The following is a 26,156-nucleotide window of genomic DNA, read 5'->3' on the forward strand; positions in this document are numbered from 1 at the left end:
CGGCGCCTCAGGCCGCGACGAGCGGCGGCACCTCTTCGCCCGCACGAGGCGGTGCCGGGGGAGTCCCGTCGCCGAACGGACGGCCGCCGAGCTGCTCGCGCCCGTGCTCGGTGAGCCAGCCCGAGGCGTCCGGCCCGACCGGGACGATGCCCGTCGGGTTGATGTCGGAGTGCACGACGTAGTAGTGCGCCTTGATCTGGTCGAAGTCGATCGTGTCGCCGAACCCGGGGGTCTGGAACAGGTCACGGGCGTAGGCCCAGAGCACCGGCATCTCGGCCAGCTTGTTCCGGTTGCACTTGAAGTGCCCGTGGTAGACCGCGTCGAACCGGGCGAGCGTCGTGAACAGTCGGATGTCGGCCTCGGTGATGGTGTCACCGACCAGGTACCGCTGCCCGGCGAGACGCTCGGACAACCAGTCGAGGCGCTGGAACAGGGTGCGGTAGGCCCGCTCGTAGCTCTTCTGCGACCCCGCGAAACCGGCACGGTAGACGCCGTTGTTCACGTCGCGGAAGACCACGGCGTTCACCTCGTCGATCTCGCCGCGCAGGGCCTCGGGGTAGAGGTCGGGGGCGCCCTCGCGGTGGAACTCTGTCCACTCGGTCGCGAAGTCGAGCGTGATCTGCGGGAAGTCGTTCGTGACGACCTTGCCGCTCGGCACGTCGACGACCGCCGGCACGGTGATGCCGCGCGGGTAGTCGGGGGTGCGGGCGAAGAACGCCTCTTGGAGGCGCTCGATGCCGAGGACGGGGTCACGACCGTCGGGGTCGAGGTCGAAGGTCCAGCTGCGGGCGTCGTGCGTGGGGCCGGGCAGGCCGAGCGAGATCGCGTCCTCGAGCCCCAGCAGGCGTCGCGAGATGACGCTGCGGTTCGCCCACGGGCACGCCCGGGCGGCCACGAGGCGGTAGCGGCCGGACTCGACCGGCCAACCGTCGACGGCGTCGCGGGTGATGCGGTCCTCGATGTAGTTGGTGTCGCGGGTGTACTCCTGGCCCGGCTCGACGTAGCTTCCCTTGGCCTGCTGATCGCTCATGGCGCCACCCTACGCACGCGGCGTCGGCAATTCCTGGCTGCTGCGACGCGTGCGGGCGATCGGTGGGCCCGGCGGGCGGGGTGGCGACAGGGGTCAGGAATTGCCGACGGCCAGGGACGAGGAGGCGCGGGTCGCGTTCCAGTCGCGCCACATCGCCTTGAGGTCCCACGCGTTCTCGGCCTCGAGCGAGATGCCGCGCTCGCCGGTGCGACGCGTGCGCCCCTGGATCACCATCAGCTGCGTGCCGAACAGCAGGGAGCCGGCGCGGGCCTGCGCCTCCTCGAAGAAGGTGGAGTCGGAGCAGCCGCTCCCGTCGTCGAGGCTGATGAAGACCACGCGCTTGCCGCTGCGCATCGGCGGGGTCTGGGTCGCGATGCGGATGCCCGCCACGAGCACGGTCGTGCCGTTCCAGTGGTCGCGCAGGTCGGCGGCGCGCACCACGCCCAGGTCGTCGAGCATGGGCCGGTAGCTCTCGATCACGTGCTCGCTGACCTCCATCGACAGGATGTCGAGCTCGTCGGCGACCCGCTGCCGGGCGTCGACGTCGGGCGTGCCGGTCGGCACCGTGTCGGAGTCGTCGATCGAGAAGTCGAGCTGGTTCTCGACGTCGGTCGCCTTGGGGCGCGACGACCGGCCGGTGAGCGCCCGCACCCGGGCCAGGACGTCGCCGCGGGTGCGGCCGGGCCCGGCGACCGAGTCGAGTGCTCCGACCTGCGCCAGGCGCTCGAACAGCGACCGGGACGGCGTCGCCCGCTGCCAGAAGTCGGTGATCGAGTCGTAGGGACGGTTCACGACCACCCGGGCCAGCTCGGCGTCGCTGATTCCGTGCACGTCGGCGAGCGACAGCCGCAGCCCGAGGTCGCCCACGCGGGTCGGCGCGATCGGGGTCGCCGGCGGTCGCAGGCGCTCGACCCGGTAGACGTCGGTCGAGGCGTTGACGTCGAGCGGCAGCACGGGGACGCCCATGCGTCGCGCCTCGGTCAGCAGCAGCCGTTTCGGGTACATGCCGGGATCGTGGGTGAGGATGCCGGCCAGGAACTCGGCCGGGTAGTGGGTCTTCAGCCAGGCGCTCTGGTAGGTCGGCAGGGCGAACGCGGCCCCGTGGGCCTTGCAGAAACCGAACGACCCGAACCCCTTGAGCGCGGCCCAGATCCGGTCGACCGCGGCGTCGTCGAAGCGTCGCCGCCCGGTCGCGGGGTCGAGGTTGCCCCGGGTGCGCTCGCGGAAGGTGGCCTCGAGCGCGTCGTCGTCGCCCTTGCCCATGTGCCGTCGGATCTCGTCGGCCTCGGCGAGCGACACCTGCATCGTCGCCTCGAGGATGCGCAGCACGTGCTCGTGGTAGATGACCACCCCGTAGCTGTCGTCGAGGAACGACGCGAAGCTCGGGTGCAGGTAGTCGGGCTGCTGGAACCCGTGCTTGGTGTCGAGGAACGGCGCGATCATGTTGCCCTTCATCGGGCCGGGGCGGAACAGCGAGATGTCGGCGATCAGGTCTTCGTAGCGGTCGGGCTGCATCTTGCCGATCAGCTCGCGCTGCCCGGGGCTCTCGATCTGGAACATGCCGAGCGTGTGCGTGGTGCGGATCGCCTCGAAGGTGGGTTCGTCGTCGTGGGGGATCTCGTCGAGCTCGATGCGACCCTGACGGTTCACGTAGGGCACGTCGACCGGCAGGGCACCGGCCAGGGCGGCACGCGGGCCGTTCACGCGCTCGATCTCGTCGAGGGCGTAGGCGAGCGAGCTCTGCATGCGGACGCCGAGGACGTCGAGCTTGAGCAGGCCGGCGTCGTTCATGTCGTACTTGTCGAACTGGCTCATCGGCAGGCCGATGCCGCTCGGCTGGACGGGGGTCGTGCTGAGCAGGTCGGAGTCGCCGAGGATCACCCCGCACGGGTGCATCGAGATGTGTCGGGGCAGACGGTCGAGCCGTTCGCTGAGGTCGACGAGCAGGTCGATCTGGTCGTTGCTGCGGGCCAGCTCGGCGATCTCGCGCATTTCGGGTTTCTCGGCCATCGCGGTGCGCAGGTCGCGGGCGTTCGACCGCCAGACGTTCTTGGCCACGAGGTCGATCTGCTCGTCGTCGAGCCCCAGTGCGAGACCGGCGTCACGCACCGCACCGCGCCCGCGGTACGTCGACTGCATCGACATGAGCGTGACCCGGTTGCTGCCGTACCGGTCGAAGATCGCCCGGTAGACCTCGTGCCGCCGGGCCGCCTCGACGTCGATGTCGATGTCGGGCAGGGTCTCGCGCTTGTTGCCGAGGAACCTCTCGAACAGCAGGTCGTGCTCGATCGGGTCGACGTTCGAGATGCGCAGCAGGTAGGTGACGAGGCTGCCGGCACCGGAACCCCGCGCCGCGTTGCGCACCCGCAGGTCGCGCATCAGCGCCGAGACGTCGGCCACGGTGAGGAAGTACCCGGCGAAGCCGAACCCGGTGATGATGCCGAGCTCGTAGCGCATGCGGTCTTCGACCTTGTCGCGCAGGGCCCGGTCGGCGTCGCCGAAGCGTTCGGTGACACCGGCCTGGGCCTGCCGGAACAGCGCCTGGTCGGGGTCGCCGTCGACGCCGATCGCACTGAGCTCGGGCACCTTCGGGCGGCCCCAGCCGAGGTCGGCGACGGGGTCGAGGCGGCACCGGTCGGCCAGGCGCTCGGTCGCGGCGAGCATCTCGTCGCCGGCGCTGCGGGGCAACGACGAGGCGTCGCTCACCAGACGGGCCAGCCGGCGCATGTCGGCGGGGCCCTTGAGGTACGCCTGGGCGTTCGGCTGCGGCCGGAACGAGCCGAGCGCGGCCAGGTGGCCGGCGGAGTCGAGCACGTCGGCCGTGACGGCCTCGTCGGGATCGAGGTACCGCACGGCGTTCGTGAGCACGGCCGGCACCCCGACGTGGTCCGCGAGCTCGAGCATGCGTGCCGCGTGCCGGATGCTGCGGCTCTCACCCGGCTCGGTCAGATGGCAGACCACCTCGACCACCACGCCGCCCGGCAGCGTCGCCGCCCAGTCGGCGAGTGACGCCGCGGCCTCGGTGTGTCGCCCCGCCTGGACCAGCCGTCCCACGTCGGAGTCGGGCCCCAGCAGCACGGTCGCCGCCGGCTCGGTCTCGCCCTGGACGAAGCCCCGCACCCGGGACCGGGCGATGGTCGCCACGCTGTTGGCACTGCCGCTGGCACGACGGGTGGCCCGACCGTGCGACGCGCTGATCAGCCGACACAGCGCCGCCCACCCCGCCTTCGCCGGCCCGCCGCCCCGCGCCCCGTGCGCCAGCACCACGATGCGGTCGACCCCGCCGGCTCCGTCGGGACCCCCGCCGGCTCCGTCGGGACCCCCGCCGTCCGCACCACCGCCCACGACCCCCTCGCGGTCGTCCCGGCAGCCCAGCTCGACCCCGACGATCGGGTCGACGCCCGCCGTCCGGCAGGCCCCGACGTGCCGGATCGCCCCGTACAGCCCGTCACGGTCGGTGATCGCCGCCGCGTCGGCACCCGCCGCGACGGCGGCGTCGACGAGCGCCTTCGGGTGCGCCGTGCCGTGGTGGGCGCTGAACGCCGACGCGACGCGCAGGTGGGTGAAGCTCATGGTCGGTACCTCGGGCTGCTGAACCCCCGGCCGGGTCGTTCGAACAGGTGTTCGACCAGTGTACGTCGCTCCGATCGTGCCGTCCCACCGCCGGGCCCACCCGTGGCCTCCCGCGGCCTGTCATCATCGGGGCATGCCCGATCGACGCTCCACCCCACCCGATCGACGCCCCACCCCGCCCGATCGCCGGGCCGCCCTGCGTCGCGACGCCCGCACCGCGACCCACTGGACCCGTGTCCTCCTGGCCCAGCCGCGCCTCCTGCTCGCCGTGAAGACGGCGCTCGCCGCGGCCCTCGCCTACTGGATCGCGCCGCGGGTGCCCGGCGTCGCGGCCGACTACCCCTACTACGCGCCGCTCGGCGCCGTGATCGCGATGTACCCGACGATCAAGAGCTCGCTGCGTCAGGGGTTCCAGGTGCTGCTCGGCCTGGTCGTCGGCATCGGCCTCGCCACGGCGGTCTTCGCGCTGCAGGACGGCCAGCCCGGGGTGCTCGCCGTGGCACTCGTCGTCGGGGTCGGCGTGCTCGTGGCGGGCATCCGCTGGCTCGGTGCCGGTCGTGACTGGGTGCTGACGGCCGGGCTCTTCGTCCTGCTGCTCGGCGGCGCGAACGCCGAGGCGTACTCGCTGGGCTACATCGTCCAGATCGGGGTCGGCGTCGTCGTCGGCGTCGTGGTCAACCTGGTGCTCGTGCCGCCGCTGTACGCCTCGCGGGCCGAGGCGCGCCTCACCCGGGTCAAGGACTCGCTCGCCGACCGGGCCGACGAGATCGCCGGCGTCTTCGAGACGCCCTGGCCCCTCGAGGGCGACGAGTGGGAGCGTCGCGTGGGCGTCCTGCCGAGCACCCTCCGCCGCGTGCGCGAGACCGTCGCGTACGCCGACGAGTCCCGGCACCTGAACCCGCGGTGGATGCTCCGCCGCCGCGACCTCGGGCAGGAGTACGCCGACCTCGCCACGTACGAGCGCGTCTCGTTCCACCTCCAGGACGTCGCCGAGGTCTCGGGCATCCTCGGCCGTCGGATCGGCCGCCAGATCGGCATGCCCGACGACCTCGCGCCCGACGTCGCCCACGCCGTGCACGGCGTCGCCACCGTGATCCGGCGCCACGGTGCCGAGGACGTCGACGCGTTCACCGACGCCCGGCGCCGCGTCGCCGACCTCTGGGACGCCGTCGACCGCCACCGCGACCGCCCGACCACCGACACGAGCGGCGGCGTCTCCATCGCCGTCTCGCTCGGGCGCATCATCGCCGCGCTCGACCCCGACGACACCACGGCACCCCGCCCCGAGGACGACGCCGCCGAGGAGGCGCGCGCGGCCGACGACGACGACACCGGCGGTCGGGTGGGCGGCACCGACAGCACGGGGCCGGTCGACGACGACAGCGCGCCCCGCGACACCGCCCCGCACGACACCGTTCAGGACGGCGACGCCGACCCCGCCCGCTGACCCCGATACGGCGCTCACCCCCGGGGAGCAGTACGGTTGACCGGGCACCGGCGCCGAGACGCGACCCGCGCCCTCCGCGGCCGGGGCGGTCGACGGGAATGCCCGTCCCCCCTGTGCGTTGACTCCCGTGGCCCCGAGAACCCCCGCCGCCTGATCGACCAGCGACGACACGATCGCCGCCCTCCCATGAAAGCTGCACTGTGACAGACACCACCACCCTCATCATCCTCGGAGCCAGCGGAGACCTCACCGAGCGTCTGCTGCTCCCCGGCCTCGCGAGCCTGCTCAAGAGCGACCGCGGCGTCGACGTCCAGCTCATCGGCACCGGCCGCAGCGAGCGCAGCCCCGAAGAATGGGGCGACGTCGTCAAGACCGCCTTCAACGGCGACGCCGGCAGCGACCTCGCCAAGAAGACGCTGGCGTCGAGCCGCTACATCCAGGGCGACCCGACCACGGTCGAGCACCTGAAGGCCCTGTTCGAGGCCAGCGAGGGCACCCCGGTGATGTACTTCGCCCTGCCGCCCGCGATCAGCACCAAGGTGATCCAGGCGCTCGCCGAGATCGACCTGCCCGACGGTCTGCGTCTCGCCCTCGAGAAGCCGTTCGGCTCGGACGAAGAGAGCGCTCGCGAGCTGAACGCCGAGCTGCTCAAGATCGTCCCCGAAGAGCGCATCCACCGCACCGACCACTTCCTCGGTCGTGCCACGGTCCTCAACATGATCGGCCTGCGCTTCGCCAACCGCCTGTTCGAGCCGGTCTGGAACAGCGAGAACATCGAGAAGGTCGAGATCTTCTACGACGAGGTCCTCGGCCTCGAGGGTCGCGCCCAGTACTACGACAAGGCCGGCGCGCTGATCGACATGATCCAGAGCCACCTGCTGCAGGTGCTCGCCGTCATCGCGATGGACGCCCCGTCGAGCATCGACTCGGTCGAGCTGCGCAGCGAGATCGCTCGCGTCCTGCGGGCCACGTGGGTCAAGGACGCCGACCCGGTCGCCTCGAGCCGACGTGCCCAGTACGCGGCCGGCACCATCGACGGCAAGGACGTCCCCGCGTACGCCGACGAGGACGGCGTCGACAACGACCGCCAGACCGAGACCCTCGCCGAGGTCGAGTTCGAGGTCAAGACCCGTCGCTGGGCCGGCGTCCCGTTCATCCTGCGCTCGGGCAAGGGCATGACCAAGATCCGCAAAGAGGTGCTCATCACCTTCAAGCCGGTCCCGGCGCTGCCCGAGGGCCTCAACGGCTCGTCGACGCCCGACACGCTGCGCATCGAGATCAGCCCCGAGACGATGGAGCTCGGCGTCACGACCAACGGCTCCGGCAACCCCTTCGACCTCGAGAAGTCGACGATGTCGGTCACCCTGGGCAAGCCCGAGCTCACGCCCTACGGCGAGGTGCTGAGCGGCATCTTCCACGACGACCCGACGCTCTCGATCCGCGGCGACGTGGCCGAGCGCTGCTGGGCGATCGTCGCCCCCGTGATCGAGGCCTGGAAGGCCGACCAGGTGCCCCTCGACACCTACGCCGCCGGTTCGACCGGCCCGAAGGACTGGCCCGCCTGATCCTCCGCCTCACCGTCCACGGCCGCCCCGCTCGTCAGAGCAGGGCGGCCGTCGCCGTGTCGGGCACCTACGCCGTCGTCGCGGCCTTCGCGCGCGAGATCGCGTCCGCCGCGCGCACGAGAGCCAGGTGCGAGAGCGCCTGCGGGGTGTTGCCGACGTGTCGTCCCGTGGCGACCTCGATCTCCTCCGAGAGCATGCCGACGTCGTTGCAGTAGCCGACCAGGCGGTCCATCAGGGTGACGGCGTCGTCGACGCGTCCCGAGGCGGCGTACTGCTCGGCCAGCCAGAACGAGCAGGTCAGGAAGGGGTTCTCGGCTCCGTCGAGGCCGTCGACGCCGCTCTCGGTGCGGTAGCGCATGAGCAGGCCGTCCTGCAGCAGGTCGTGCTCGATGGCGGCGACGGTGCCGAGCATGCGGGGGTCGTCGGCGGCGACGAAGCCGACCTGCGACAGCTGCAGCAGGGACGCGTCGACCTCGGTCGTGCCGTAGTGCTGGGTGAAGGAGGCGCGGTCGGCGTTCCAGCCGCGGGTCTCGATCTCGGTGCGCACCTCGTCGCGCAGACCTCGCCAGCGATCGAGCGGGCCGTCGAGGTCGAACTGCTCGACCCCCTGGATCGCACGGTCGAGGGCGGCCCAGATCATCACCCGCGAGTGCGTGAAGTGCTGCAGCTCGCCCCGGATCTCCCAGATGCCGTTGTCGGGCCGGGTCCAGTTGTCCTCGACGTACTGCACGAGGGCACGCTGCAGGGGCCACGAGTACTCGCTCTCCTCGACGCCGAGCAGCCGGGCCTCGTGCAGGGCGACCATCACCTCGCCGAAGATGTCGCCCTGGTACTGCTTGTACGCGGCGTTCCCGATCCGCACCGGCGAGGCGCCGTCGTAACCGGTCAGCTGCTCGAGTTCGCTCTCGTGGAGGTACCGTTCGCCGGCCAGGCCGTACATGATCTGCACGTCCGCGGGGTCTCCGGCGATGGCCCGCAGCAGCCAGCCGCGCCACCGGTCGGCCTCCTCCGCGTAGCCGTGCAGGATGAGCGCCTGGAGCGTCATGGACGCGTCGCGCAGCCACACGTAGCGGTAGTCCCAGTTGCGCGAGCCGCCGAACTGCTCGGGCAGGCTCGTGGTCGCGGCGGCGACGATGCCTCCGGTGTCCTCGTTGGTCAGGGCCCGCAGGATCAGCAGTGATCGGTGCACCTCGCGGGTGTAGACCTCGGGTGCCGAGGACCGTGACGACCAGTCCTGCCACCAGGTGACGGTCTCGTCGATGCGGGCGGAGACGTCCACGGCGGTCGGCGGTTCGCGGTGCGACGGGTACCAGGTGAGGCTGAGGTCGACCGTCTCGCCGGCGGGGACGTCGAACGTGGCCTCGTGCGTGTGGTCGGTGGCCGTGAGCCGGGGGCCACGGACGACGACGGCGTCGGGCCCGGCCGTGGCGACGAGCGCGGTGCCGTCGCCCTCGGGGGCCTGCCGCACCCAGGGGACCGCCGTGCCGTAGCCGAAGCGGATCGCGAGGTCGACGTGCATCGAGACGGTGCCCGAGACGCCGGTCACCCGGCGGACGACGTCGGCCCGCCGATCGCCGTAGGGCATGAGGTCGGTGACCTCGACCACGCCGGTGGGCGTCGTCCAGCGGGTGACGAGCACGAAGGTGTCGTCCACGTAGCGCCGGGTCGAGGTGGCGTCGGCGTCGGAGGGGGCCACGAGCCACCGGCCGGCGTCGTGGTCGCCGAGCAGGGCGCCGAACGTCGAGGCGGAGTCGAAGCGGGGGAGGCAGAGCCAGTCGATGCTGCCGTCGGAGCCCACGAGGCATCCGGTGTGCAGGTCGCCGATCAGTGCGTAGTTCTCGATGGGCAGGGGCATGCGCTCATCAAACCAGCGCGCCTCCGGTCGGGGTCAGCGTGGCCGGGTCGGGCCGGGCCGGGCCGGGGTCAACGTTGCAGCGTCGGGTCGGGCCAGAGCGTCTCGACCTTGGGCTTCTGTCGCCGGGTGCGAGCCCAGACGACGAACCCCGCGAGCGTGAAGGCGCCGTAGAAGACGTACATGAACGCCGACGCGTAGTAGCCGGCGCTGAACAGCAGGGGAGTGCCGACGAGGTCGACCGCGACCCAGATCAACCAGAACTCGACCCAGCCCTTGGCCATGCCGTAGGTGGCGAGGAGCGACCCCGTGAAGATCCAGGCGTCGGCCCAGACGGGTTCGTACGACCCCAGCAGGCGGAAGACGGGAGTCAGCAGGGCGGTGCCGCCGACCAGGCCGACGACGATCAGCACCCGGTTCTTCCACCCCGCCCAGCGGGGCTCGACGGCCACGCCGCCGGTGTCGCCGGCGTGTTTCCAGCGGTACCAGCCGTAGATCGACACGACGATGAACATCACCTGGCGCGCGGCCTGCCCGAGCAGGTTCACCGGGTTCGGGGTGTCGAACACCGCGCCGAGGAAGACGGTGAACAGCAGCGCGTTGCCCACGATGCCGATCGGCCAGGCCCAGACCTTGCGTCGCATGCCGCCGAGGGCGCTCAGCAGACCGAAGACGTTGCCCACCACCTCGCGCCAGAGGATCGTCTGGTCGCCGATGTGCAACTGGGCGTCGAACAACCACAGCAACGGATTCATCGGGAGGCTCTCTTCGGTCGGGGAGGCGGGTGGTGCGGGACCACGGCGTCCCCGAGGCGCAGGGCGCCTGGTGCTGCAACGAGTGTGGCACGAGGGCCATTCCCGGTGGCACCGCCCCGGTAGCACCGCCCCGGTAGCACCGCCCCGGTGGCACGGCCCCGGGTGTCGCCGCCGGGGGTCAGGCGAAGAGCTGCTGCTCGACCCGGTCGTCGAACACCCCGAGCAGCAACCACGAGTCGCCCCGGCCGTCGAGCGCCAGGTCGAAGGTGCCGTCGACCCGGTGGGCGCCGTCGGTGAGCGGCACCGCGTCGACCCGCCAGACCGTCATCTCGAGCAGGTGTGCGCTCGCCCCGCGCGGCGCCCGGGTCGCCGACCGCCACCAGTCGGTGCGTGTGACCCAGAGCTCGGGCGAGCTGACGACGCCGTACACGACCCCCCGCCACTCGAAGCGCAGGGGCGCCCCGTCGGCGGTCGTCTCGACCGGGACCTTCTCGTCCACCCTCATCTGCCGACCTCTCGTTCGAATGTGTGTTCGAACGGAGTCTACGAACCCCCACCGACATCGGCCACCCCCTCTGTGGGCGGGAAGCCGAGGCGCCGGGGACGCGCGCGGCCTCACCAGCGGGGCAGCGCCTCCTCGACGTGGTCGACCGCCTCGCGGGGCAGGCCGGCCTCGTCGGCGAACGACCGCCACCGCCGCACCGCGTCACGCACCTCGTCGACGATGCCCGACGCGTCCCGCACCAGGAAGCGGTCGGCCAGACGCATCACGTCGGCCCGCGAGACGTCGCGGTAGACACCGTCCACCCCCATGAGGTGCTGGTACGTCCACCGCCCGGTCGGGTTGTGCGCGAACGTCACGTCGTACGCGGGCGACAGTCCCCACGACGCCCCGGGCCCCGCCAGCAGGAACGACGAGTTCTTCGTGTGGTCGTCGTTGTTGGCCGCCAGCACGTTGAAGACCATCCGGCGGAACGCCTGCGCCATCGCCTCGTCGCCCAGCCCCAGGCGACGGACCACGTCGAACAGCTGCCCGTAGTCGTGCGCCTGTCGCTGACGGAAGTCGAGATGGGCCGCCCCGCACAGCGTCAGGACGTGCGCCTTGCCCTCGACCCGACGGTCGAACCGACGCGTCATGAAGTGCGACCGCCCGTTCTCGTCGAGCAGCCGGCACTCGGCCATGTCGATCCCCGCCGCCCCCGCCATCAGTGAGTACGCGTACTCGACCCGACCGGCCAGGCCGCCCGACCCCAACTCGGAGTCCGGGCCCAACCCGTCCAACTTGATCAACCAGTGCTCGAACCCGTCCGGCGCCGCCAACTGACCCGACCGGATCTCACCCGTCCCACGGTTCCACGCGACCACCGCCTTCGCCCGCGCCCCACCCGCCGACGTCCCCACCTGGATCAAGGACCGGATCGCCGACTCGGTCTCGTGGTCGTCGCTGAAGCTGGCGTCCAGCACGCTGCGTGCCCCCTCGACCAGTGCGCTCAGCTCGAGCGCGCTCGTCGTCCGCTGGCGCGGCCCCCTCGAGGGCCGGAACTCCAACGCCCCCATGGCCCGGTCCGCCATGTACGCCAACCGGTCCAGCGGGCTCACCTGCTGCCGCGACACGCCCTGCCGCACCAACCAGGCGTCGATCACCGCGTTGCCGAAGTCGTCCGGCATCGCGTCCGCCAGCACGGCGGGCAGCCGGTGGAACGTCGCCTCGGGCAGCTGCGGGAACACATGCCGCCGGGTGCGGACCGGCATCGTCAGCGGAGCCAGCTCGATGCCCCGAGCCACCCAGTCCGGGTAGTACTCGAAGACGTACGCCCCGAGCCCCGGGTCCAGCGCCACGGCCCCCACCCGCAGGCCCCACGCCGTCACCTCGACCGCCCGGACCGGGACCCAGCTCACGAGCCGTCGCCCGACGATCGTGCACCCCGCGGGCGGTACACCCGACGTCGCGGCTCGTCGCCCGACGACCGCAGCAGGTCGAGCGGGCTGACGGCGCTCGCCGGGGCGATGTTCCCGAGGGCGTCGTCCGCGCCCAGGGCCCGCAGGACGCGGACGAGCGAGCGCAACGTGCTGCCCCGCCCGGCCTCGAGGGACTGCACCGTGCTGGGTGACAGGTCGGCCCGTCGAGCGAGTTCGAGCTGGTCGAGTCCCTGGTCGAGCCTCAGGCGACGGATCTGTTCGCCGACCTGGCGTTCGCGCTCGTCGGTCGAGATGAGCGAGGGCGCACTCGCGGGGGGTGTCTGATCGTCGTCGAACACGATGCTCCAATCACGGGATTAACCACGATAACAGCAATGATCACTCAGAAAACGGGATCATCCCACTATTCCAGGAACGTCACGACCGACCAGGGTCAGTCGATCACGCCGTTGTCGAGGAGTTGCTCCCACAGGCCGGCACCGTCGGGTGCCGACACCCAGACCACGTCGCTGCCCTCGGCGTGCTCCGACCGCGACCGGCCACCGGCCAGCACGGCCTCGCTGGGCGACAGCTGGCGGATGGCCACGGCGGCCACGTTCTCGGGGTGGTCGTGCAGGAAGGTCCCGTACAGCTCTTCGTCGTGCTGACCGTCGTCGCCGACGAGCAGCCACTTGAGCTCGGGGAACTCGTCGGCCAGGCGGCGCAGGGACTCCTGCTTGTGCTGACGTCCGCTGCGGAAGATCCGGTCGTGGGTGGGGCCCCAGTCGGTCAACAGCAGCGCGCCGCTCGGGTACAGGTTGCGGGACAGGAAGCGGGACAGCGTCGGCGCCACGTTCCAGGCCCCCGTCGACAGGTAGATGACGGGGCACCCGGGGTTCGCCGCGTTCAGGCGTTCGTACAGCACGGCCATGCCGGGCACGGGGCGCCGGGCGTGCTCGTTGAGGACGAAGGTGTTCCAGGCGGCGAGCAGCGGCCGGGGCAGCGAGGTGACCATCACGGTGTCGTCGATGTCCGAGACGATGCCGAACCGCGCCTCCGGATCGATGACGAAGATCGGCGCCTCGACCGGCACGGACCCTTCGGTGGTCAGGGTCGCGACGTGCCAGCCGGGTTCGAGGTCGACGGCGATGCGAGCGTCGAGCACGCCGCCGCGGTCGGTCTGGACGCGCTGGACGCGACCGCCGAGCGAGATCTCGACCAGGGCCTTCTCGACGGGCACGCTCGTGAAGCTGCGCCACCCCCGGACGTTGAGGCGGTCGACGCCCGACAGCGTGCCCGTCCGGGTGAGCAGGACGCGCGACAGCACCCGAGCCCATCCCGGGGCGCCGTAGCCGGTGTACGGCACGACCGTGGGGAGGAGTCCGCGACGCCGGGCCCGCTTCTCGCGGAAGCGATGGACCGAGTTCTCGATGCGGGCCGCTCGGTGGAGGAAGGGCTCGACGGCGGCGGGCGGTGCCTTGCGGGTGTCGGGCATCCGCTCAGTCTCGCACGACGGGTCGTCGAACGGGCGGGTCAGTCGACGGGAGCGAGCAGACCGGGGTGGTCGACCGACGACGAGCCGACCTCGGGGCCGACCTCGTGGTGCAGCAGGCGCTCGGCGATCTCGTCGCTGAGGCCCGCGATGCCCTGCACCAGGTCGTCGTCGCCCTCGGTCTCGGGGTCGAGCCAGTCGTCCATGACGTCGGTGCCGACGAGCACCGGCATGCGGTCGTGCACGTCGGACACCGGACCCGAGGAGGCGCGGGTCAACACGGTCGTCGACAGCAGCCACCGAGACGGGGCGCCGACCTCGGCCGACGGGTCGCGCCACCACTCGTAGAGCGCACCGAACAGGACCACCTCGTCGTCGGGCAGCCGCACGAGGACGGGGCGCTTCGAGCCGTCGGGCAGGGTCTGCCACTCGTACCAGCCCGTCGCCGGGACCAGGCCACGGCGCGAGATCACGGCGTCGCGGAACGAGGGTTTCTCGGCGGCCGACTCGGATCGTGCGTTGAACAGCGGGGGACCGGAGTCGGGACCCGCCGAGCCGCCGGGCACGAGACCCCAGCGGGCCGACGCGAGGCGTCGGACCGGCGGGCCACCCGCGTCGGCGCCCCGAGGTGCCGCGTCGACCAGGAGACTCACCGGCCGAGTCGGAGCGATATTCCAGGAAGGCTCTGGGAGAGTGTCTCCTGATACATCGACGTCGAACAGGGCCACCAGGTCGCTCGAGGCGCGTGCCATCACGAATCGTCCGCACATGCGATCCATTCTGGTGGCAGCCGCCGACATCCGGTGACCGACACCTCGGTCCCCTTCCGACGTCATCGCACCGTGCCCGACCCCGTCGAGGCATCGCCACGAAACGGAGAAACGTTGCTCGTCACCGACGTCAATGACGCACTGCCCGGGGGTTCACCGCTGCTCAGGAACGAGCCCGTCCAGGCTCGCAGTTCCGCGCGGCTCACCGGGCTGCTCGACGCGGCCGCGGCCATCATCGACGAGATCGGCTACGAGCGTCTGACCACGGCGATGGTCGCCGAGCGCGCAGGTGCCTCGATCGGCACGGTCTACCGCTACTTCCCCGACCGCATCGCCGTCGTCGACGCCCTCGCCCTGCGGTCGGTCCAACGCCTGACCGTCCGGGTCGGCGAGGCCGTGTCCGACGACGCCGTCACCGACTGGCGTCGTGCCGTCGACCTCTTCGTCGACGCCAAGGCCGAGATGTACCGCAGCGAGCCCGGCTTCCGCGCCATCCGCTTCGCCGACGCTCCCGACGTGCGCACGCCCGAGACGCGCCAGTACACGAGCCCGCTGGCCGAGCAGTTGCTCGCGGTCTTCGTCGAGCACTGCGCGGTGACGCGCACCGACGAACTCGAGTTGGGCCTCCAGGTGGCGGTCGAGATCGCGAACGCCCTCCTGGCGCGCGCCTTCATCGACGACCCCGAGGGTGACGACCGCTTCGTCGGCCAGTGCCGCGCGGTGCTGACGGGCTACCTCGAGCCCCTCGTCGGCGCGCACTGACCCCGCGGGCCGTGTGACGGCCGGCGTCATGGGCCCCGGCGGGGTCGATGACACATCGTCGAGATCTGTGGTTGGGTGAACGCCCTGGCAAGTGTCGATTCGTGCTGCCCACGAGGAATGAGCCACCCATGATCGAGTTCCGTTCCGTGACGAAGCAGTACCCCGACGGCACCCTGGCGGTCGACGACTTCAGCCTGGTGATCCCGTCCCGCAAGACCACGGTCTTCGTCGGGTCCAGCGGGTGCGGCAAGACGACGATCCTGCGGATGATCAACCGCATGGTCGACCCGACGTCCGGCGTCATCGAGATCGACGGCGAGTCCATCGGCGACCTCGAGCCGGTGCGACTCCGCCGCGGCATCGGCTACGTCATGCAGAACTCGGGCCTGCTGCCGCATCGCAAGGTCGTCGACAACATCGCCACCGTCCCCGTGCTCAAGGGCACGCCCAAGAAGGTCGCCCGCGACCGCGCCCTCGAGCTGATGGACACGGTCGGGCTCGACCGCGACCTGGCCCAGCGCTACCCGAGCCAGCTGTCCGGCGGGCAGCAACAGCGCGTCGGCGTCGCCCGCGGCCTCGCCGTCGACCCGAACATCCTGCTGATGGACGAGCCCTTCGGTGCCGTCGACCCGCTCGTCCGGTCCGACCTGCAGCAAGAGCTCATCCGGTTGCAGCGCGAGCTCGACAAGACCGTCGTCTTCGTCACGCACGACATCGACGAGGCCTTCTACCTGGGCGATCAGGTCGTGATCCTCGAGAAGGGCGGCCAGATCGCCCAGCAGGGCACTCCCGCCGAGATCCTCTCGGCGCCGGCGACCGACTTCGTCGCCGAGTTCATCGGTGCCAACCGGGGCAAGCGAGCGTTGCACGTCGAAGAGACCCCGACCGGTCAGGTGGTGGTCGACGGCGACGGACGCACCGCCGGGGTGCTGACCGAACCGGTCCGAGGTGGGCGGACGTCGTGAACTGGATCTGGTCCAACAGCGACTACATCCTCGACAAGACGATCGTGCACCTGGGCCTGAGCGTGCCGCCGGTCATCCTGGCGTTCGTCATCTCGCTGCCGATCGGCTGGGCGGCCAATCGCTACACGCGTCTCCGCGGCATCGTCCTGGCGGTCGCCGGATTGTTCTACGCCGTGCCGTCCTTCGCGCTGCTCGTCGTGCTCCCCGGTCTGATCGGGTACAGCATCCGAAGCAACACGAACCTCATCATCGGACTCACGCTCTACGGCATCGCCCTGATGGTCCGGTCCGTCGCCGACGGCCTGCAGTCGGTCGAGGCGGACGTCCGACAGTCCGCGACGGCGGTCGGATACTCCGGGTGGCAGCGCTTCTGGCGCGTCGAGATCCCCTTGGCCGGTCCCGTGCTGCTCGCGGGTCTCCGGGTCGTCCTGGTCAGTACCATCAGCCTCGCGACCGTGGGCGGCATCCTCGGCATCAACGGACTCGGGCTGCTCTTCAACGACGGCCTGCAGCGCGACATCATGGCCGAGATCGTGGCCGGGATCGTCCTCACGATCGCCATGGCCCTGGTCCTGGACGGGCTGCTGGTGCTGCTCGGACGAGCTCTCATGCCCTGGACGAGAGGTCGGTCCGCGACACGGGCGGGCACGCCCACCGTGGCCCGCCAGAAGGTCGTGGCACCGTGAACCTTTTTCTCGACGCGTTCGCCTGGCTCGCCGATCCTGCCCACCTCTCCGGTGCCGACGGGGTCCCGACGAGGCTGGGCGAGCATCTCTGGTACACGATCGTCGCCGTGGTGATCGCTTCGGTCCTCGCCGTCCCGGCTGGTTACCTCATCGGGCACACGGGTCGTGGCCGGACCCTGGCCGTCGCCCTGACCGGTGGCGCCCGGGCGCTGCCGACCGTCGGGCTGGTCTTCCTCCTGGCGCTCCTCGTGGGGATCGGCATCACCGCCCCGATGATCGCCTTCGTCGTCCTGGCGATCCCCTCGGTGCTGGCCGGTGCCTATTCGGGCTTCGAAGCCGTGGATCGCAAGACCATCGACGCCGCCCGGGCGGTCGGCATGACCGAGTGGCAGATCGTCACCAAGGTCGAGGTGCCCCTCGGGCTGCCCCTCCTGATCGGCGGCATCCGTTCGGCCACGCTGCAGGTCGTGGCCACGGCGACCATCGCCACGGTGGTCGGGGCCGGGGGCCTCGGCACCTACATCTTCCGCGGCCTGCGATCGAACGACTACACCCAGATGCTGGCGGGCTCCATCCTCGTCATCGCCCTCGCGGTCGTCCTCGAGGTCCTCTTCTCGATCGTCCAGCGTCTCGTCGTCCCCGCCGGGGTCACGGCCGGTCGCCCCTCCGACACCCGCTCCAAGGCCGTCCGGCCCGGGGCGGTCACGGCAACACCCCTCACGAAAGGCACACAGTGATCACAGCGAACAAGAAGGGCCGGCTCACCGTTCTCGGCGCAGTCGCGATCGGGGCCATGGTGGCCCTGGCAGGGTGCGCGTCGAGCGACCCGCTGAGCTCCGGCGATTCGTCCGCGTCGGGCGACGGCGACACGCTCGTCATCGGCTCGCAGCAGTACTACTCGAACGAGATCATCGCCGAGCTCTACGCCCAGGCGCTCGAGGCCAAGGGCTACAAGGTCGACCGTCAGTACCAGATCGGTCAGCGCGAGGTGTACCTGCCCGAGCTCGAGTCGGGCAAGATCGACGTCTTCCCCGAGTACACCGGCAACCTGCTGCAGTACTACGACAAAGAAGAGACCGCGAAGTCGCCCGAAGAGGTCGAGACGGCCCTCGCCGCCGCCCTGCCCGACGGTCTGACCGCGTTGAAGGCCGCCGCGGCGTCCGACCAGGACAGCTACAACGTGACGAAGGAGTTCTCCGAGGAGAACGACATCACGAGCCTGGCCGATCTCAAGAACTACTCCGGCACGCTGACGCTGGGTGCTCCGCCCGAGAACGCCGAGCGCCCCTACGGCCCTCCCGGCCTGAAGAGCATCTACGGCGTCGACGTCACCTCGACCCCGATCGACGACGGCGGTGGCCCGCTGACGGTCAAGGCCCTCACCGACGGCAGCGTCCAGCTGGCCGACATCTACACGGCCAGCCCGTTGATCGCCGAGAACGACCTCGTCACCCTCGAGGACCCCGAGAACATGATCCTGCCGCAGAACGTGGTCCCGATCGTGTCCGACAAGGTCGACTCGGACGCACAGGCCGTCATCGACGGTGTCGACGCGGTCCTGAGCGCCTCCGACCTGCAGGAGCTCAACTCGAAGAGCCAGACCGACAAGGAGTCCTCGGCCACCATCGCCAAGGACTACCTGACCGAGAAGGGCCTGCTCGACAGCTAGGCGCCCTCGTCGAGAGCCCCGTTCCGTCCGCGGAACGGGGCTCTCCGTCGTCCGGGGCCACGCCCCGAGGGCGAAGGCGAGGAGGCGCGGGTCAGGAGGCCTCGTCGCCCGCGTCCCCGTCGGGGTGCGCCATGTGGCGCTCCTCGCGGCGGTGCAGGACCTTCTTCACGACGACGACCAGCAGGACGAACGCAGCGATGATGCCGACGAAGACGTAGCCGGCCTGGTGCAGGCCGTCCGCGAGCTCGCGGTAGCTGCCCGCCGCCGCGGCGCCGACGGAGACGTAGGCGAGCGCCCAGAGGACGCACGCGGGGGCCGTCCAGGTGAGGAACGTCCGGTAGCGCATGGGGCTCGTGCCCACGGTCAGCGGGATCAGCGAGTGCAGCACCGGCAGGAACCTCGACACGAAGACGGCGATGCCGCCCCGTCGGGCGAGGTAGTTCTCGGCCCGGACCCAGTTCGCCTCGCCGAGGCGTCGGCCGAGCGCGCTCGCCCGGATCTTCGGTCCGAAGAAGCGGCCGAGGGCGAACCCGACGCTCTCGCCCACCAGGGCGCCCAGGACGAGGGCGACCACGAGCGCCCCGAACTCGAACGGTGACGCCACCGCCGTCGCCGACACGATCGCCACCGTGTCGCCCGGCACGATCAGGCCGAGGAGCACCGAGGTCTCGAGCACCATGGCGACGCCGGCCAGCACCGTCCTCAGCACGGGGTCGACGGACTGCACCAGGTCGAGCAGGGTCGTCAGCAGGTCGTTCACCCGGCCGAGCCTATTCACAGCGAGTGCACGGCGCCCGGGTGCCGTAAGCGACAGGTGTCGTCTATCTGTGGATCTATGCTCGTCACGTCCCGACGGTGCGACGCACGACCACCACCACCATCCGAGGGAGAAGGCACATCCCGATGAACGAGCTGCTCGACCCGCTGCTGTTGTCTCGCTGGCAGTTCGGGCTCACCACGATCTACCACTTCCTGTTCGTGCCCCTCACGATCGGCATGGCGTTCACGGTGGCGGTCTTCCAGACGGCGTGGGTGCGCACGGGCCGCATCCACTACCTGCAGCTGACCCAGTTCTTCGGCAAGATCTTCCTGATCAACTTCGCCATGGGCGTCGTGACCGGCATCGTGCAGGAGTTCCAGTTCGGCATGAACTGGTCCGACTACTCGCGGTTCGTCGGCGACGTGTTCGGTGCCCCGCTCGCGCTCGAGGGCCTGCTCGCGTTCTTCCTCGAGGCGACCTTCATCGGCATCTGGATCTTCGGCTGGGACAAGGTGCCGCCGAAGCTGCACCTGCTGAGCATCTGGGGCGCGACCGTCGGCAGCATCCTCTCGGCGTACTTCATCATCGCCGCGAACGCCTTCATGCAGAATCCGGTCGGCTACGACATCAACGAGGAGAAGGGTCGGGCCGAGCTCACCAGCATCTGGGAGGTGCTGACCAACAAGGTGGCCCTCGCCGCGTTCCCGCACACGATCTTCGCCTGCTTCATGGTCTCGGCCGCGGTCATCGTCGCGGTCGCCGCCTGGCACCTGTCGCGCAACCAGCACCTCGAGACCATGCGGCCGGCCCTGCGGTTCGGTCTCTGGACGATGGTCGCCGCCGGCGCGCTCACCTTCATCACGGGCGACCAGCTCGGCCTCGCCATGGTCGAGACCCAGCCCATGAAGATGGCGGCCGCGGAGGCGCTGTACAAGACCAGCACGGGGGCCGACGCCTCGTTCTCGATCTTCACCCTGGGGACGCCCGACGGGGTGCACGAGCTCTTCAGCATCCGGGTGCCGTACCTGCTGTCGTTCCTGTCGACGCACACGTTCGACGGCACGGTCGAGGGCATCAACGACCTGCAGGCGCAGTACGTGCAGCTCTACGGTCCGGGCGACTACACCCCGATCATCTGGGTCACCTACTGGTCCTTCCGCTGGATGATGGGCCTCGGCATGGTCAGCGTCCTCGTCTCGCTCGTCGGCCTCTGGATCACCCGCAAGGGGCGCCTGCCGCAGAACAAGTGGGTGTGGCGGGCCGCGGTCTTCAGCTACCCGATGCCCCTCCTCGCCATGATCGTCGGCTGGGTCTTCACCGAGATGGGACGGCAGCCCTGGCTCGTCTTCGGGCTGCTCAAGACCGAGGACGGCGTCTCGCCCGGGGTCACCGGCCTGACGGTGCTCATCTCGCTCGTCGCCTTCACGCTGATCTACGGCACGCTGGCGGTCGTCGAGTTCAAGCTCATCGTCAGGGCCGCCCAGCAGGGGCCGGCCGACGCCCCCGAGCCCGACCCCGTCTCGGGCGAGATCCGCCACGAGGCCACGGTCTACTGATGGCCACGACCCCCACCGAACCGACGCGAGAAAGGCTCTGACCATGGACCTCCCCACCCTCTGGTTCGTCATCCTCGGCTTCTTCTTCGTCGGCTACTTCGTGCTCGACGGCTTCGACTTCGGGGTCGGCATGTCGCTGCCCTTCCTCGGGCGCGACGACACCGACCGGCGTGTGCTGATCAACACGATCGGCCCGGTCTGGGATCTCAACGAGACCTGGGTCATCGTCGCCGGCGCGTTCCTGTTCGCCGCCTTCCCCGAGTGGTACGCCACGCTGTTCAGCGGCTTCTACCTCCTGATGCTGCTCATCCTGCTGGCCCTGATCGCTCGGGGCGTCTCGTTCGAGTACCGCCACCAGCGCCCCGAGTCCTCCTGGAAGCGCCGCTTCGACCGCATGATCGTCGTCGGGTCGGCCGTGCCGGCGTTCGTCTGGGGCCTCGTCTTCGCCAACGTCGTGCAGGGCGTGCCGCTCGACGAGGGGCACAACTACACCGGGACTCTGCTCGACCTGCTCAACCCCTACGCCCTGCTGGGCGGCCTCACGACCCTGCTGCTCTTCTTCACGCACGGCGTGGTGTTCGTCACGCTCAAGACCGAGGGCGAGATCCGCGGTCGGGCCAGGCGACTCGCCACCCGAGCCGGGGTCGTCACGATCGTCGTCGCCGCGGCCTTCCTGGCCCTGACCTCGCTGATGCACGGGACCCTCGTGTCGGTCGCCCTCTCGGCCGTGGCCGCCGTCACCCTGATCGCGTCGTTCGTCGCGAACCTCCGCGGCCGTGAGGGGCGGTCCTTCGGCCTCATGGCCGTCACGATCGCCCTGGCGGTGTCGAGCCTGTTCGCGGCGCTCTTCCCCGGGGTGATGCCGGCGAGCAACGATCCGGCGAACAGCCTCACGATCGCCAACGCGTCGAGCTCCACCTATACCCTGACCATCATGAGCTGGGTCGCCCTCGTCTTCGTCCCGCTCATCCTCGGCTACCAGGGCTTCACCTACTGGATCTTCCGCAAACGGATCACCCGTGCGGCGATCCCGGCCGCGCACTGAGCCGGCGTCCGTGAAGCCGCTCGACCCGCGCCTCCTGCGCTACGCCTCCGCCGCCCGGGTGTTCCTCGGGCTCGGTGCGGTGCTCGGCCTCGCGCAGACGGTCGCGATCGTCGCCGTGGCCTGGTTCACGACGACGGCCGTGGTCAAGGTCGTCGAGGGGAGCACCTCCGGGCTGTCGACCGCCCTGCTGGGGCTCGGCGTCTCGGTGGCGGCGCGGTCGCTCGTGGCGTGGGCGCTCGAGGTGACGGCAGCGCGGGCCGCGGCGCAGGTCAAGAGCCAGCTGCGGTCACGGGTGGTCCGAGCGGTCGCCGACCGGGGGCGCTCCTGGGTCGACCGGCACTCCTCGGCGCGCGTCGCGACCCTGGTCGGCCCGGGGCTCGACGCCCTCGACGAGTACTTCGCGCGCTACCTGCCGCAACTGGTGCTCACGGCCCTCGCGACGCCGCTGGTGATCGTCGTCATGGCGCTGCACGACTGGTTGTCGGCCCTCATCGTCGTGCTGACGTTGCCGCTGATCCCCGTCTTCATGGTGTTGATCGGGTGGACGACCCGTGCCGCCCAGAACCGGCAGTGGGACCGCCTGACGCACCTCGCCTCGTCGTTCGCCGACGCCGTGGGCGGGGCGTCGACCCTCAAGGCGTTCGGTCGTGAGCGGCGCCAGGTCGAGCGGATCGGCCGCCTCACCGACGACTACCGGGTCGAGACGATCAAGGTGCTGCGGGTGTCGTTCCTCAGCGGCTTCGTGCTCGAGCTCGCGGCGTCGTTGTCGGTCGCGCTCGTCGCCGTGTCGATCGGCATCCGGCTCGTCGAGGGGTCGATGGGGCTGACCGCCGGGCTGTTCGTGCTGCTGCTCACCCCCGAGGCCTACCTGCCCCTGCGCCAGGTCGGAGCCAACTACCACGCCGCGGCCGACGGGGTCGCGGCGGCGGAGGACGTCTTCGAGCTGCTGGACGACGAGCCGGGCGACGTCGCACCCCGGGCGACCGGGCCGACCGGGCCGACCGGGTCGACGACCGTCGCCGATCGGGCCGAGCCCCGCGTCGAGACCGACGCGCTCGTCGTCGACCGGGTCTCGGTGAGCCGAGGAGGCGCGGTGCGGCTGGCCGAGACCTCGTTCGTCGCCGAGACGGGTCGCGTCACCGCGGTCGTCGGCCCGAGCGGTGCCGGGAAGTCCACCCTGCTCGACGCGGTGCTGGGGCTGGAACCGTGCGAGGGCCGGGTGGTCTGGCGTTCGTCGGGCCGTGCCCCCGCCCGCCACGAGATCGCCTGGTCGGGTCAGTCACCGATGCTGTCGTCCGGCACGGTCGCCGAGAACGTCGCCCTGGGCGACGCGGGTGAGCCCGACACCGAGGCCGTCGTGCGTGCCCTCGACCTGGCCGGCGCGGCCGGCCTCGACCCGGCGCTCGTGCTCGGGGCCGGCGGCCAGGGGTTGTCCGGCGGCCAGGCGCAGCGGGTGTCGGTGGCCCGGGCGCTGTACCGGCTCGACCGGGTGGGGGCGCACCTCCTGCTGGTCGACGAGCCCTCGTCGGCGCTCGACCGCGTCACCGAGGCCCGGGTCGTCGAGGGCCTCCGTCGCATCGCGGCCTCGGGCGTCGCCGTGGTCGTCGTCACGCACCGCCGCGCCGTGAGCGACGCCGCCGACGTCGTCGTCCCGATCGGAGGTCTCTCGTGACCCGCTCGTTGCTCCGCACCGCCCAGCCCGGTGCGCGCCGGGCCGCCCCCGGCATCGTCTTCGGATCGCTCAGCGCCCTGTCGGCGGTGGCGTTGCTCGCGGCGTCGGCGTACCTCATCACGCGGGCCGCCGAGCAGCCGCCGATCCTCTACCTCTCGCTCGCCGTCGTCGGCGTCCGCGCCTTCGCCCTGACCCGGGCGGTCTTCCGCTACCTCGAACGGTTGTCGAGCCACGACGCGGCCTTCCGCCAGCTGGCGGTGGTCCGCACCGAGCTCTACCGGCGCCTGATCCGCGTCGCGCCGGCGGGCCTCGGCCGCACGGATCGCGGCGACCTGCTGGCGCGCGTCGTCGGCGACGTCGACGCCCTGCAGGACCTTCCCCTGCGGGTCGTGCAGCCGCTCGTGGTGTCGGGACTCACCTCGGTCGTCGCGGTCGTCGGCGTCGCCCTCGTGTCCCCGGCGGCGGCGGTCGTCCTGGCGGGCGCACTCGTCGTCGCGTTCGTCGTCGGCTGCGTCGCCGCCGACCGGCTCGCCCGCCGCAGTGAGCGCACCCTCGCCGACCGGCGCGGGGCGCTCTCGGCCGCCGTGGTCGACCTCGTGCAGAACCTCGACGTGCTCGTCGCGTTCGAGGCGGTGGACCGCCAGCTCGGCCGGGTCGCGGGACTCGACGACGACCTGCGCCGCGCCTCCTCGCGTCGGGCCCTGACCGGGGGCGTCGTCGCCGCCGTGCTCTCGGCGCTGTCGGGTGCCGCCGTGCTCGCGACGATCCCCGTCGTCGCGCCCGACGTCGCCTCGGGCGGGCTGACCGGCCCGGCCTTCGCCTTGGTCGCCCTCGTGCCCCTCGCCGTCTTCGAGGTCGTCGGAGCCGTCCCGACGGCCGTGCTGGCCTGGCGTCGCGTCCGGGCGAGCGGTGACCGCGTCGAGTCGGCGGTGCCGGTCGAGGTGCCGGCCGGCGTCATCGACGACGAGGCCGCCGGAGGGTCGGACGCCGGCCCCGTCGAGCTCGTCCGATCGGTCGGATCCGCCGTGTCGGCACCCGCGCCCGCCCTGCGTCTGCGCGGCGTCTCGGCGACGTGGCCGGGGGCGGCCGGCCCCGCGCTCCGCGGCGTCGACCTCGATGTGGCCGTGGGCGACCGGCTCGTGGTCGAGGGGCCGAGCGGCGCGGGCAAGACCACGCTGGCCTCGGTGCTGGCCCGGTTCGTCGAGCACACGGGTCGCTACGAGGTCGGGGGAGTCGACACCGCGACCCTCGCCCCGGCCGCCGTCCGGGCCACGGTCGGCCTGATCGAACAGACGCCCTACCTCTTCGACGAGTCCCTGCGGCAGAACCTGCTCTTCGCCCGCGACACGGCCACCGACGACGACCTGCTCGCGGTGCTGGAGCGCGTCGGACTGGGCCGCTGGGCCACCGAGCGCGGCGGGCTCGACGCACCGGTGGGCGAGCGGGGCGTCCTCGTCTCGGGCGGCCAGGCCCAGCGCATCTCACTGGCCCGTGCCCTCCTGCGGGGGTTCCCGGTGCTCGTGCTCGACGAGCCCACCGCCGGACTCGATCCCGAGACCGCTCGTCGGCTCGTGCGCGACGTCCTCACGACGGCCCGCGACGACGGTTCGACGGTCGTCGTGATCTCGCACGTCGAGGTGCCGGCCGAGCTGGTGACGCGTCGCGTGCGCATCGAGGCGGGCCGCCTGAGCGAGGTCGAGGTCGAGGGCGACCTCGAACCCGACGCCGCCCTCGACGACGACGCCTGACGGCTCGACGTCGCCGCGGTCGTCGGATCGCGGTCGTCGGGCGGCGGTCGACCGGCGGCGGTCAGACGCCGATCGGTCGTCGCAGGCGGTCGAGTCGGCCGCGCCAGAGCGCGAGGCGCCCGGGGTCCTCGGCCGGGGCCGGGCCGTCGACCCAGCCGGTGACGATGCGGATGCCGTGCAGTGCGCTGAGGCTCCACACCTCGAACCCGTCGAGCTCGTCCGGCCGGGTGCGGTCGTGCAGCACGTCGACTCCGAGGACGGCGGCCAGCGTCGTCAGGCTGCGGACCGTCACGCCCGGGAGGCGGGGCAGGTCGTCCGCCGGCAGGCACAGGGCGTCGCCGCGCCACCAGACGATCGAGCTCCAGGCGCCCTCGACGACGTGCCCTTCGGGCGAGAGCAGCACCGCCTCGTCGGCCCCTCGGGACCGGGCGTCGGCCACGAGCGACCCGAGGGCCGCGAGGTCGGGGCCCTTGACCGTGGGCTGCGTGCGGGGGTCACGGTCGGCCGTCGCGAGGACGACCGATCGGCGGCGCGGGGGAGCGGGCCGGAGGCGCAGCCGCAGCCGTGCGCGACCGTCGTCGTCGGTTCCGTCGCCGGCGACGAGCTCGGCCCGCGGGAACCAGGCGCCCGTCCGGAGCAGGACCCCCACGGCCGCCGTCCAGAACGCCGAGACCTCGTCCGCGTCGGGCCCCCCGGCCACCTCGGCGACCGAGCCGGCGAACCGGTCGCGGTGCACGTCGAGCGCGAGCGTCGAGCCGTCGTCGACCAGCCACGAGTCGGCCACCAGGAGGCGCGGGTCGGCCTCGCCCGTCGCTCCGTCCCCGCGCGTCGTCAGCTCGTCGCCCTGCCAGACGTGCAGCACGTCGCCTGCCGGCCGCTCGGCACTCATCGGGTCGGGGCTCCAAACATA

Annotated in this window: 22 protein-coding genes; 11 read left to right on the forward strand and 11 right to left on the reverse strand. The window is 71.4% G+C overall.

All coding sequences use genetic code 11. The features are described from left to right. Positions 1 to 7: 7 nt before the first annotated feature. Both ASG28_RS04090 and ASG28_RS04095 read right to left on the reverse strand, forming a co-directional pair. Complete coding sequence (locus tag ASG28_RS04090) at positions 8 to 1,030, reverse strand: glutathione S-transferase family protein (RefSeq protein ID WP_055972297.1); 1,023 nt, start codon at positions 1,028 to 1,030, stop codon at positions 8 to 10. Positions 1,031 to 1,123: 93 nt separating this feature from the next. Then, positions 1,124 to 4,603, reverse strand: coding sequence for a DNA polymerase III subunit alpha (locus ASG28_RS04095; protein WP_055972300.1), 3,480 nt, complete (start codon positions 4,601 to 4,603; stop codon positions 1,124 to 1,126). Positions 4,604 to 4,736: 133 nt separating this feature from the next. On the opposite strand from ASG28_RS04095, the gene ASG28_RS04100 reads away from it, so the two are divergent. Together ASG28_RS04100 and ASG28_RS04105 are read left to right on the forward strand one after the other, a co-directional pair. Further along, positions 4,737 to 6,050, forward strand: a complete 1,314-nt coding sequence (locus ASG28_RS04100; RefSeq protein ID WP_055972303.1) for an FUSC family protein — start codon at positions 4,737 to 4,739, stop codon at positions 6,048 to 6,050. A 200-nt stretch (positions 6,051 to 6,250) separates the two neighbouring features. Beyond that, positions 6,251 to 7,615, forward strand: a complete 1,365-nt coding sequence (locus ASG28_RS04105; RefSeq protein WP_055972306.1) for a glucose-6-phosphate dehydrogenase — start codon at positions 6,251 to 6,253, stop codon at positions 7,613 to 7,615. 67 nt (positions 7,616 to 7,682) lie between these two features. Here the strand turns inward: ASG28_RS04105 and ASG28_RS04110 are convergent, their stop codons facing one another. The 7 genes from ASG28_RS04110 to ASG28_RS04140 form a co-directional block, all read right to left on the reverse strand. Continuing rightward, positions 7,683 to 9,470, reverse strand: coding sequence for a glycoside hydrolase family 15 protein (locus ASG28_RS04110; RefSeq protein ID WP_055972309.1), 1,788 nt, complete (start codon positions 9,468 to 9,470; stop codon positions 7,683 to 7,685). 68 nt (positions 9,471 to 9,538) lie between these two features. Then, complete coding sequence (gene pnuC / locus ASG28_RS04115; protein ID WP_043596159.1) at positions 9,539 to 10,222, reverse strand: nicotinamide riboside transporter PnuC; 684 nt, start codon at positions 10,220 to 10,222, stop codon at positions 9,539 to 9,541. 178 nt (positions 10,223 to 10,400) lie between these two features. Beyond that, positions 10,401 to 10,727, reverse strand: a complete 327-nt coding sequence (locus ASG28_RS04120) for a DUF6504 family protein (RefSeq protein WP_055972315.1) — start codon at positions 10,725 to 10,727, stop codon at positions 10,401 to 10,403. Between the two features lie 110 nt (positions 10,728 to 10,837). Next, the gene (locus tag ASG28_RS04125) at positions 10,838 to 12,121 is read right to left on the reverse strand and encodes a type II toxin-antitoxin system HipA family toxin (protein WP_055972318.1); all 1,284 of its coding nucleotides are present in this window, start codon (positions 12,119 to 12,121) and stop codon (positions 10,838 to 10,840) included. Continuing rightward, the gene (locus ASG28_RS04130; RefSeq protein WP_055972321.1) at positions 12,118 to 12,480 is read right to left on the reverse strand and encodes a helix-turn-helix domain-containing protein; all 363 of its coding nucleotides are present in this window, start codon (positions 12,478 to 12,480) and stop codon (positions 12,118 to 12,120) included. The genes ASG28_RS04125 and ASG28_RS04130 overlap by 4 nt, the downstream gene beginning before the upstream one ends. A 95-nt stretch (positions 12,481 to 12,575) precedes the next feature. Then, positions 12,576 to 13,616 (reverse strand): App1 family protein, encoded by a 1,041-nt coding sequence (locus ASG28_RS04135; protein WP_055972324.1) that lies wholly within the window; start codon positions 13,614 to 13,616, stop codon positions 12,576 to 12,578. 38 nt (positions 13,617 to 13,654) lie between these two features. After that, the gene (locus tag ASG28_RS04140) at positions 13,655 to 14,449 is read right to left on the reverse strand and encodes an SOS response-associated peptidase (protein ID WP_082454716.1); all 795 of its coding nucleotides are present in this window, start codon (positions 14,447 to 14,449) and stop codon (positions 13,655 to 13,657) included. 48 nt (positions 14,450 to 14,497) lie between these two features. Between ASG28_RS04140 and ASG28_RS04145 the strand changes: the two genes are divergently transcribed. The 5 genes from ASG28_RS04145 (at position 14,498) to ASG28_RS04165 (ending at position 18,465) form a co-directional block, all read left to right on the forward strand. Continuing rightward, complete coding sequence (locus ASG28_RS04145; protein ID WP_157485638.1) at positions 14,498 to 15,145, forward strand: TetR/AcrR family transcriptional regulator; 648 nt, start codon at positions 14,498 to 14,500, stop codon at positions 15,143 to 15,145. 128 nt (positions 15,146 to 15,273) lie between these two features. Further along, complete coding sequence (locus tag ASG28_RS04150; protein ID WP_055972329.1) at positions 15,274 to 16,110, forward strand: ABC transporter ATP-binding protein; 837 nt, start codon at positions 15,274 to 15,276, stop codon at positions 16,108 to 16,110. Then, entirely contained in the window at positions 16,107 to 16,796 is a 690-nt protein-coding gene (locus ASG28_RS04155) for an ABC transporter permease (RefSeq protein WP_055972333.1), read from the forward strand. The genes ASG28_RS04150 and ASG28_RS04155 overlap by 4 nt, the downstream gene beginning before the upstream one ends. Beyond that, positions 16,793 to 17,533: an ABC transporter permease gene (locus ASG28_RS04160; RefSeq protein ID WP_055972336.1), complete on the forward strand. Its 741-nt coding sequence runs from the start codon at positions 16,793 to 16,795 to the stop codon at positions 17,531 to 17,533. The genes ASG28_RS04155 and ASG28_RS04160 overlap by 4 nt, the downstream gene beginning before the upstream one ends. Beyond that, complete coding sequence (locus ASG28_RS04165) at positions 17,530 to 18,465, forward strand: ABC transporter substrate-binding protein (RefSeq protein WP_055972339.1); 936 nt, start codon at positions 17,530 to 17,532, stop codon at positions 18,463 to 18,465. The genes ASG28_RS04160 and ASG28_RS04165 overlap by 4 nt, the downstream gene beginning before the upstream one ends. A 91-nt stretch (positions 18,466 to 18,556) precedes the next feature. Here ASG28_RS04165 and ASG28_RS04170 read toward each other — a convergent pair whose 3' ends face one another. After that, a complete protein-coding gene (locus ASG28_RS04170) occupies positions 18,557 to 19,225 on the reverse strand; it encodes a DedA family protein (RefSeq protein WP_055972342.1) in 669 nt (222 codons plus the stop codon). Positions 19,226 to 19,368: 143 nt separating this feature from the next. Here ASG28_RS04170 and ASG28_RS04175 point away from each other — a divergent pair, with 143 nt between their 5' ends. The 4 genes from ASG28_RS04175 to cydC are packed head-to-tail and all read left to right on the forward strand — an operon-like array spanning position 19,369 to position 25,246. After that, the gene (locus ASG28_RS04175; protein WP_055972345.1) at positions 19,369 to 20,781 is read left to right on the forward strand and encodes a cytochrome ubiquinol oxidase subunit I; all 1,413 of its coding nucleotides are present in this window, start codon (positions 19,369 to 19,371) and stop codon (positions 20,779 to 20,781) included. 43 nt (positions 20,782 to 20,824) lie between these two features. Beyond that, positions 20,825 to 21,826, forward strand: a complete 1,002-nt coding sequence (cydB, locus tag ASG28_RS04180; protein WP_055972349.1) for a cytochrome d ubiquinol oxidase subunit II — start codon at positions 20,825 to 20,827, stop codon at positions 21,824 to 21,826. Positions 21,827 to 21,836: 10 nt separating this feature from the next. Continuing rightward, positions 21,837 to 23,498 (forward strand): thiol reductant ABC exporter subunit CydD, encoded by a 1,662-nt coding sequence (gene cydD, locus ASG28_RS04185; RefSeq protein WP_055972352.1) that lies wholly within the window; start codon positions 21,837 to 21,839, stop codon positions 23,496 to 23,498. Next, positions 23,495 to 25,246 (forward strand): thiol reductant ABC exporter subunit CydC, encoded by a 1,752-nt coding sequence (gene cydC, locus ASG28_RS04190; protein ID WP_055972355.1) that lies wholly within the window; start codon positions 23,495 to 23,497, stop codon positions 25,244 to 25,246. Before cydD ends, cydC begins: the two co-directional genes overlap by 4 nt. A 61-nt stretch (positions 25,247 to 25,307) precedes the next feature. Here cydC and ASG28_RS04195 read toward each other — a convergent pair whose 3' ends face one another. Continuing rightward, on the reverse strand, positions 25,308 to 26,135 hold the full coding sequence (locus ASG28_RS04195; protein WP_055972358.1) for an aminotransferase class IV: 828 nt from the start codon (positions 26,133 to 26,135) through the stop codon (positions 25,308 to 25,310). Between the last annotated feature and the right edge of the window lie 21 nt (positions 26,136 to 26,156).

The organism is Frigoribacterium sp. Leaf415 (assembly GCF_001424645.1).
In the GTDB taxonomy this organism is placed as follows: Bacteria; Actinomycetota; Actinomycetes; order Actinomycetales; family Microbacteriaceae; genus Frigoribacterium.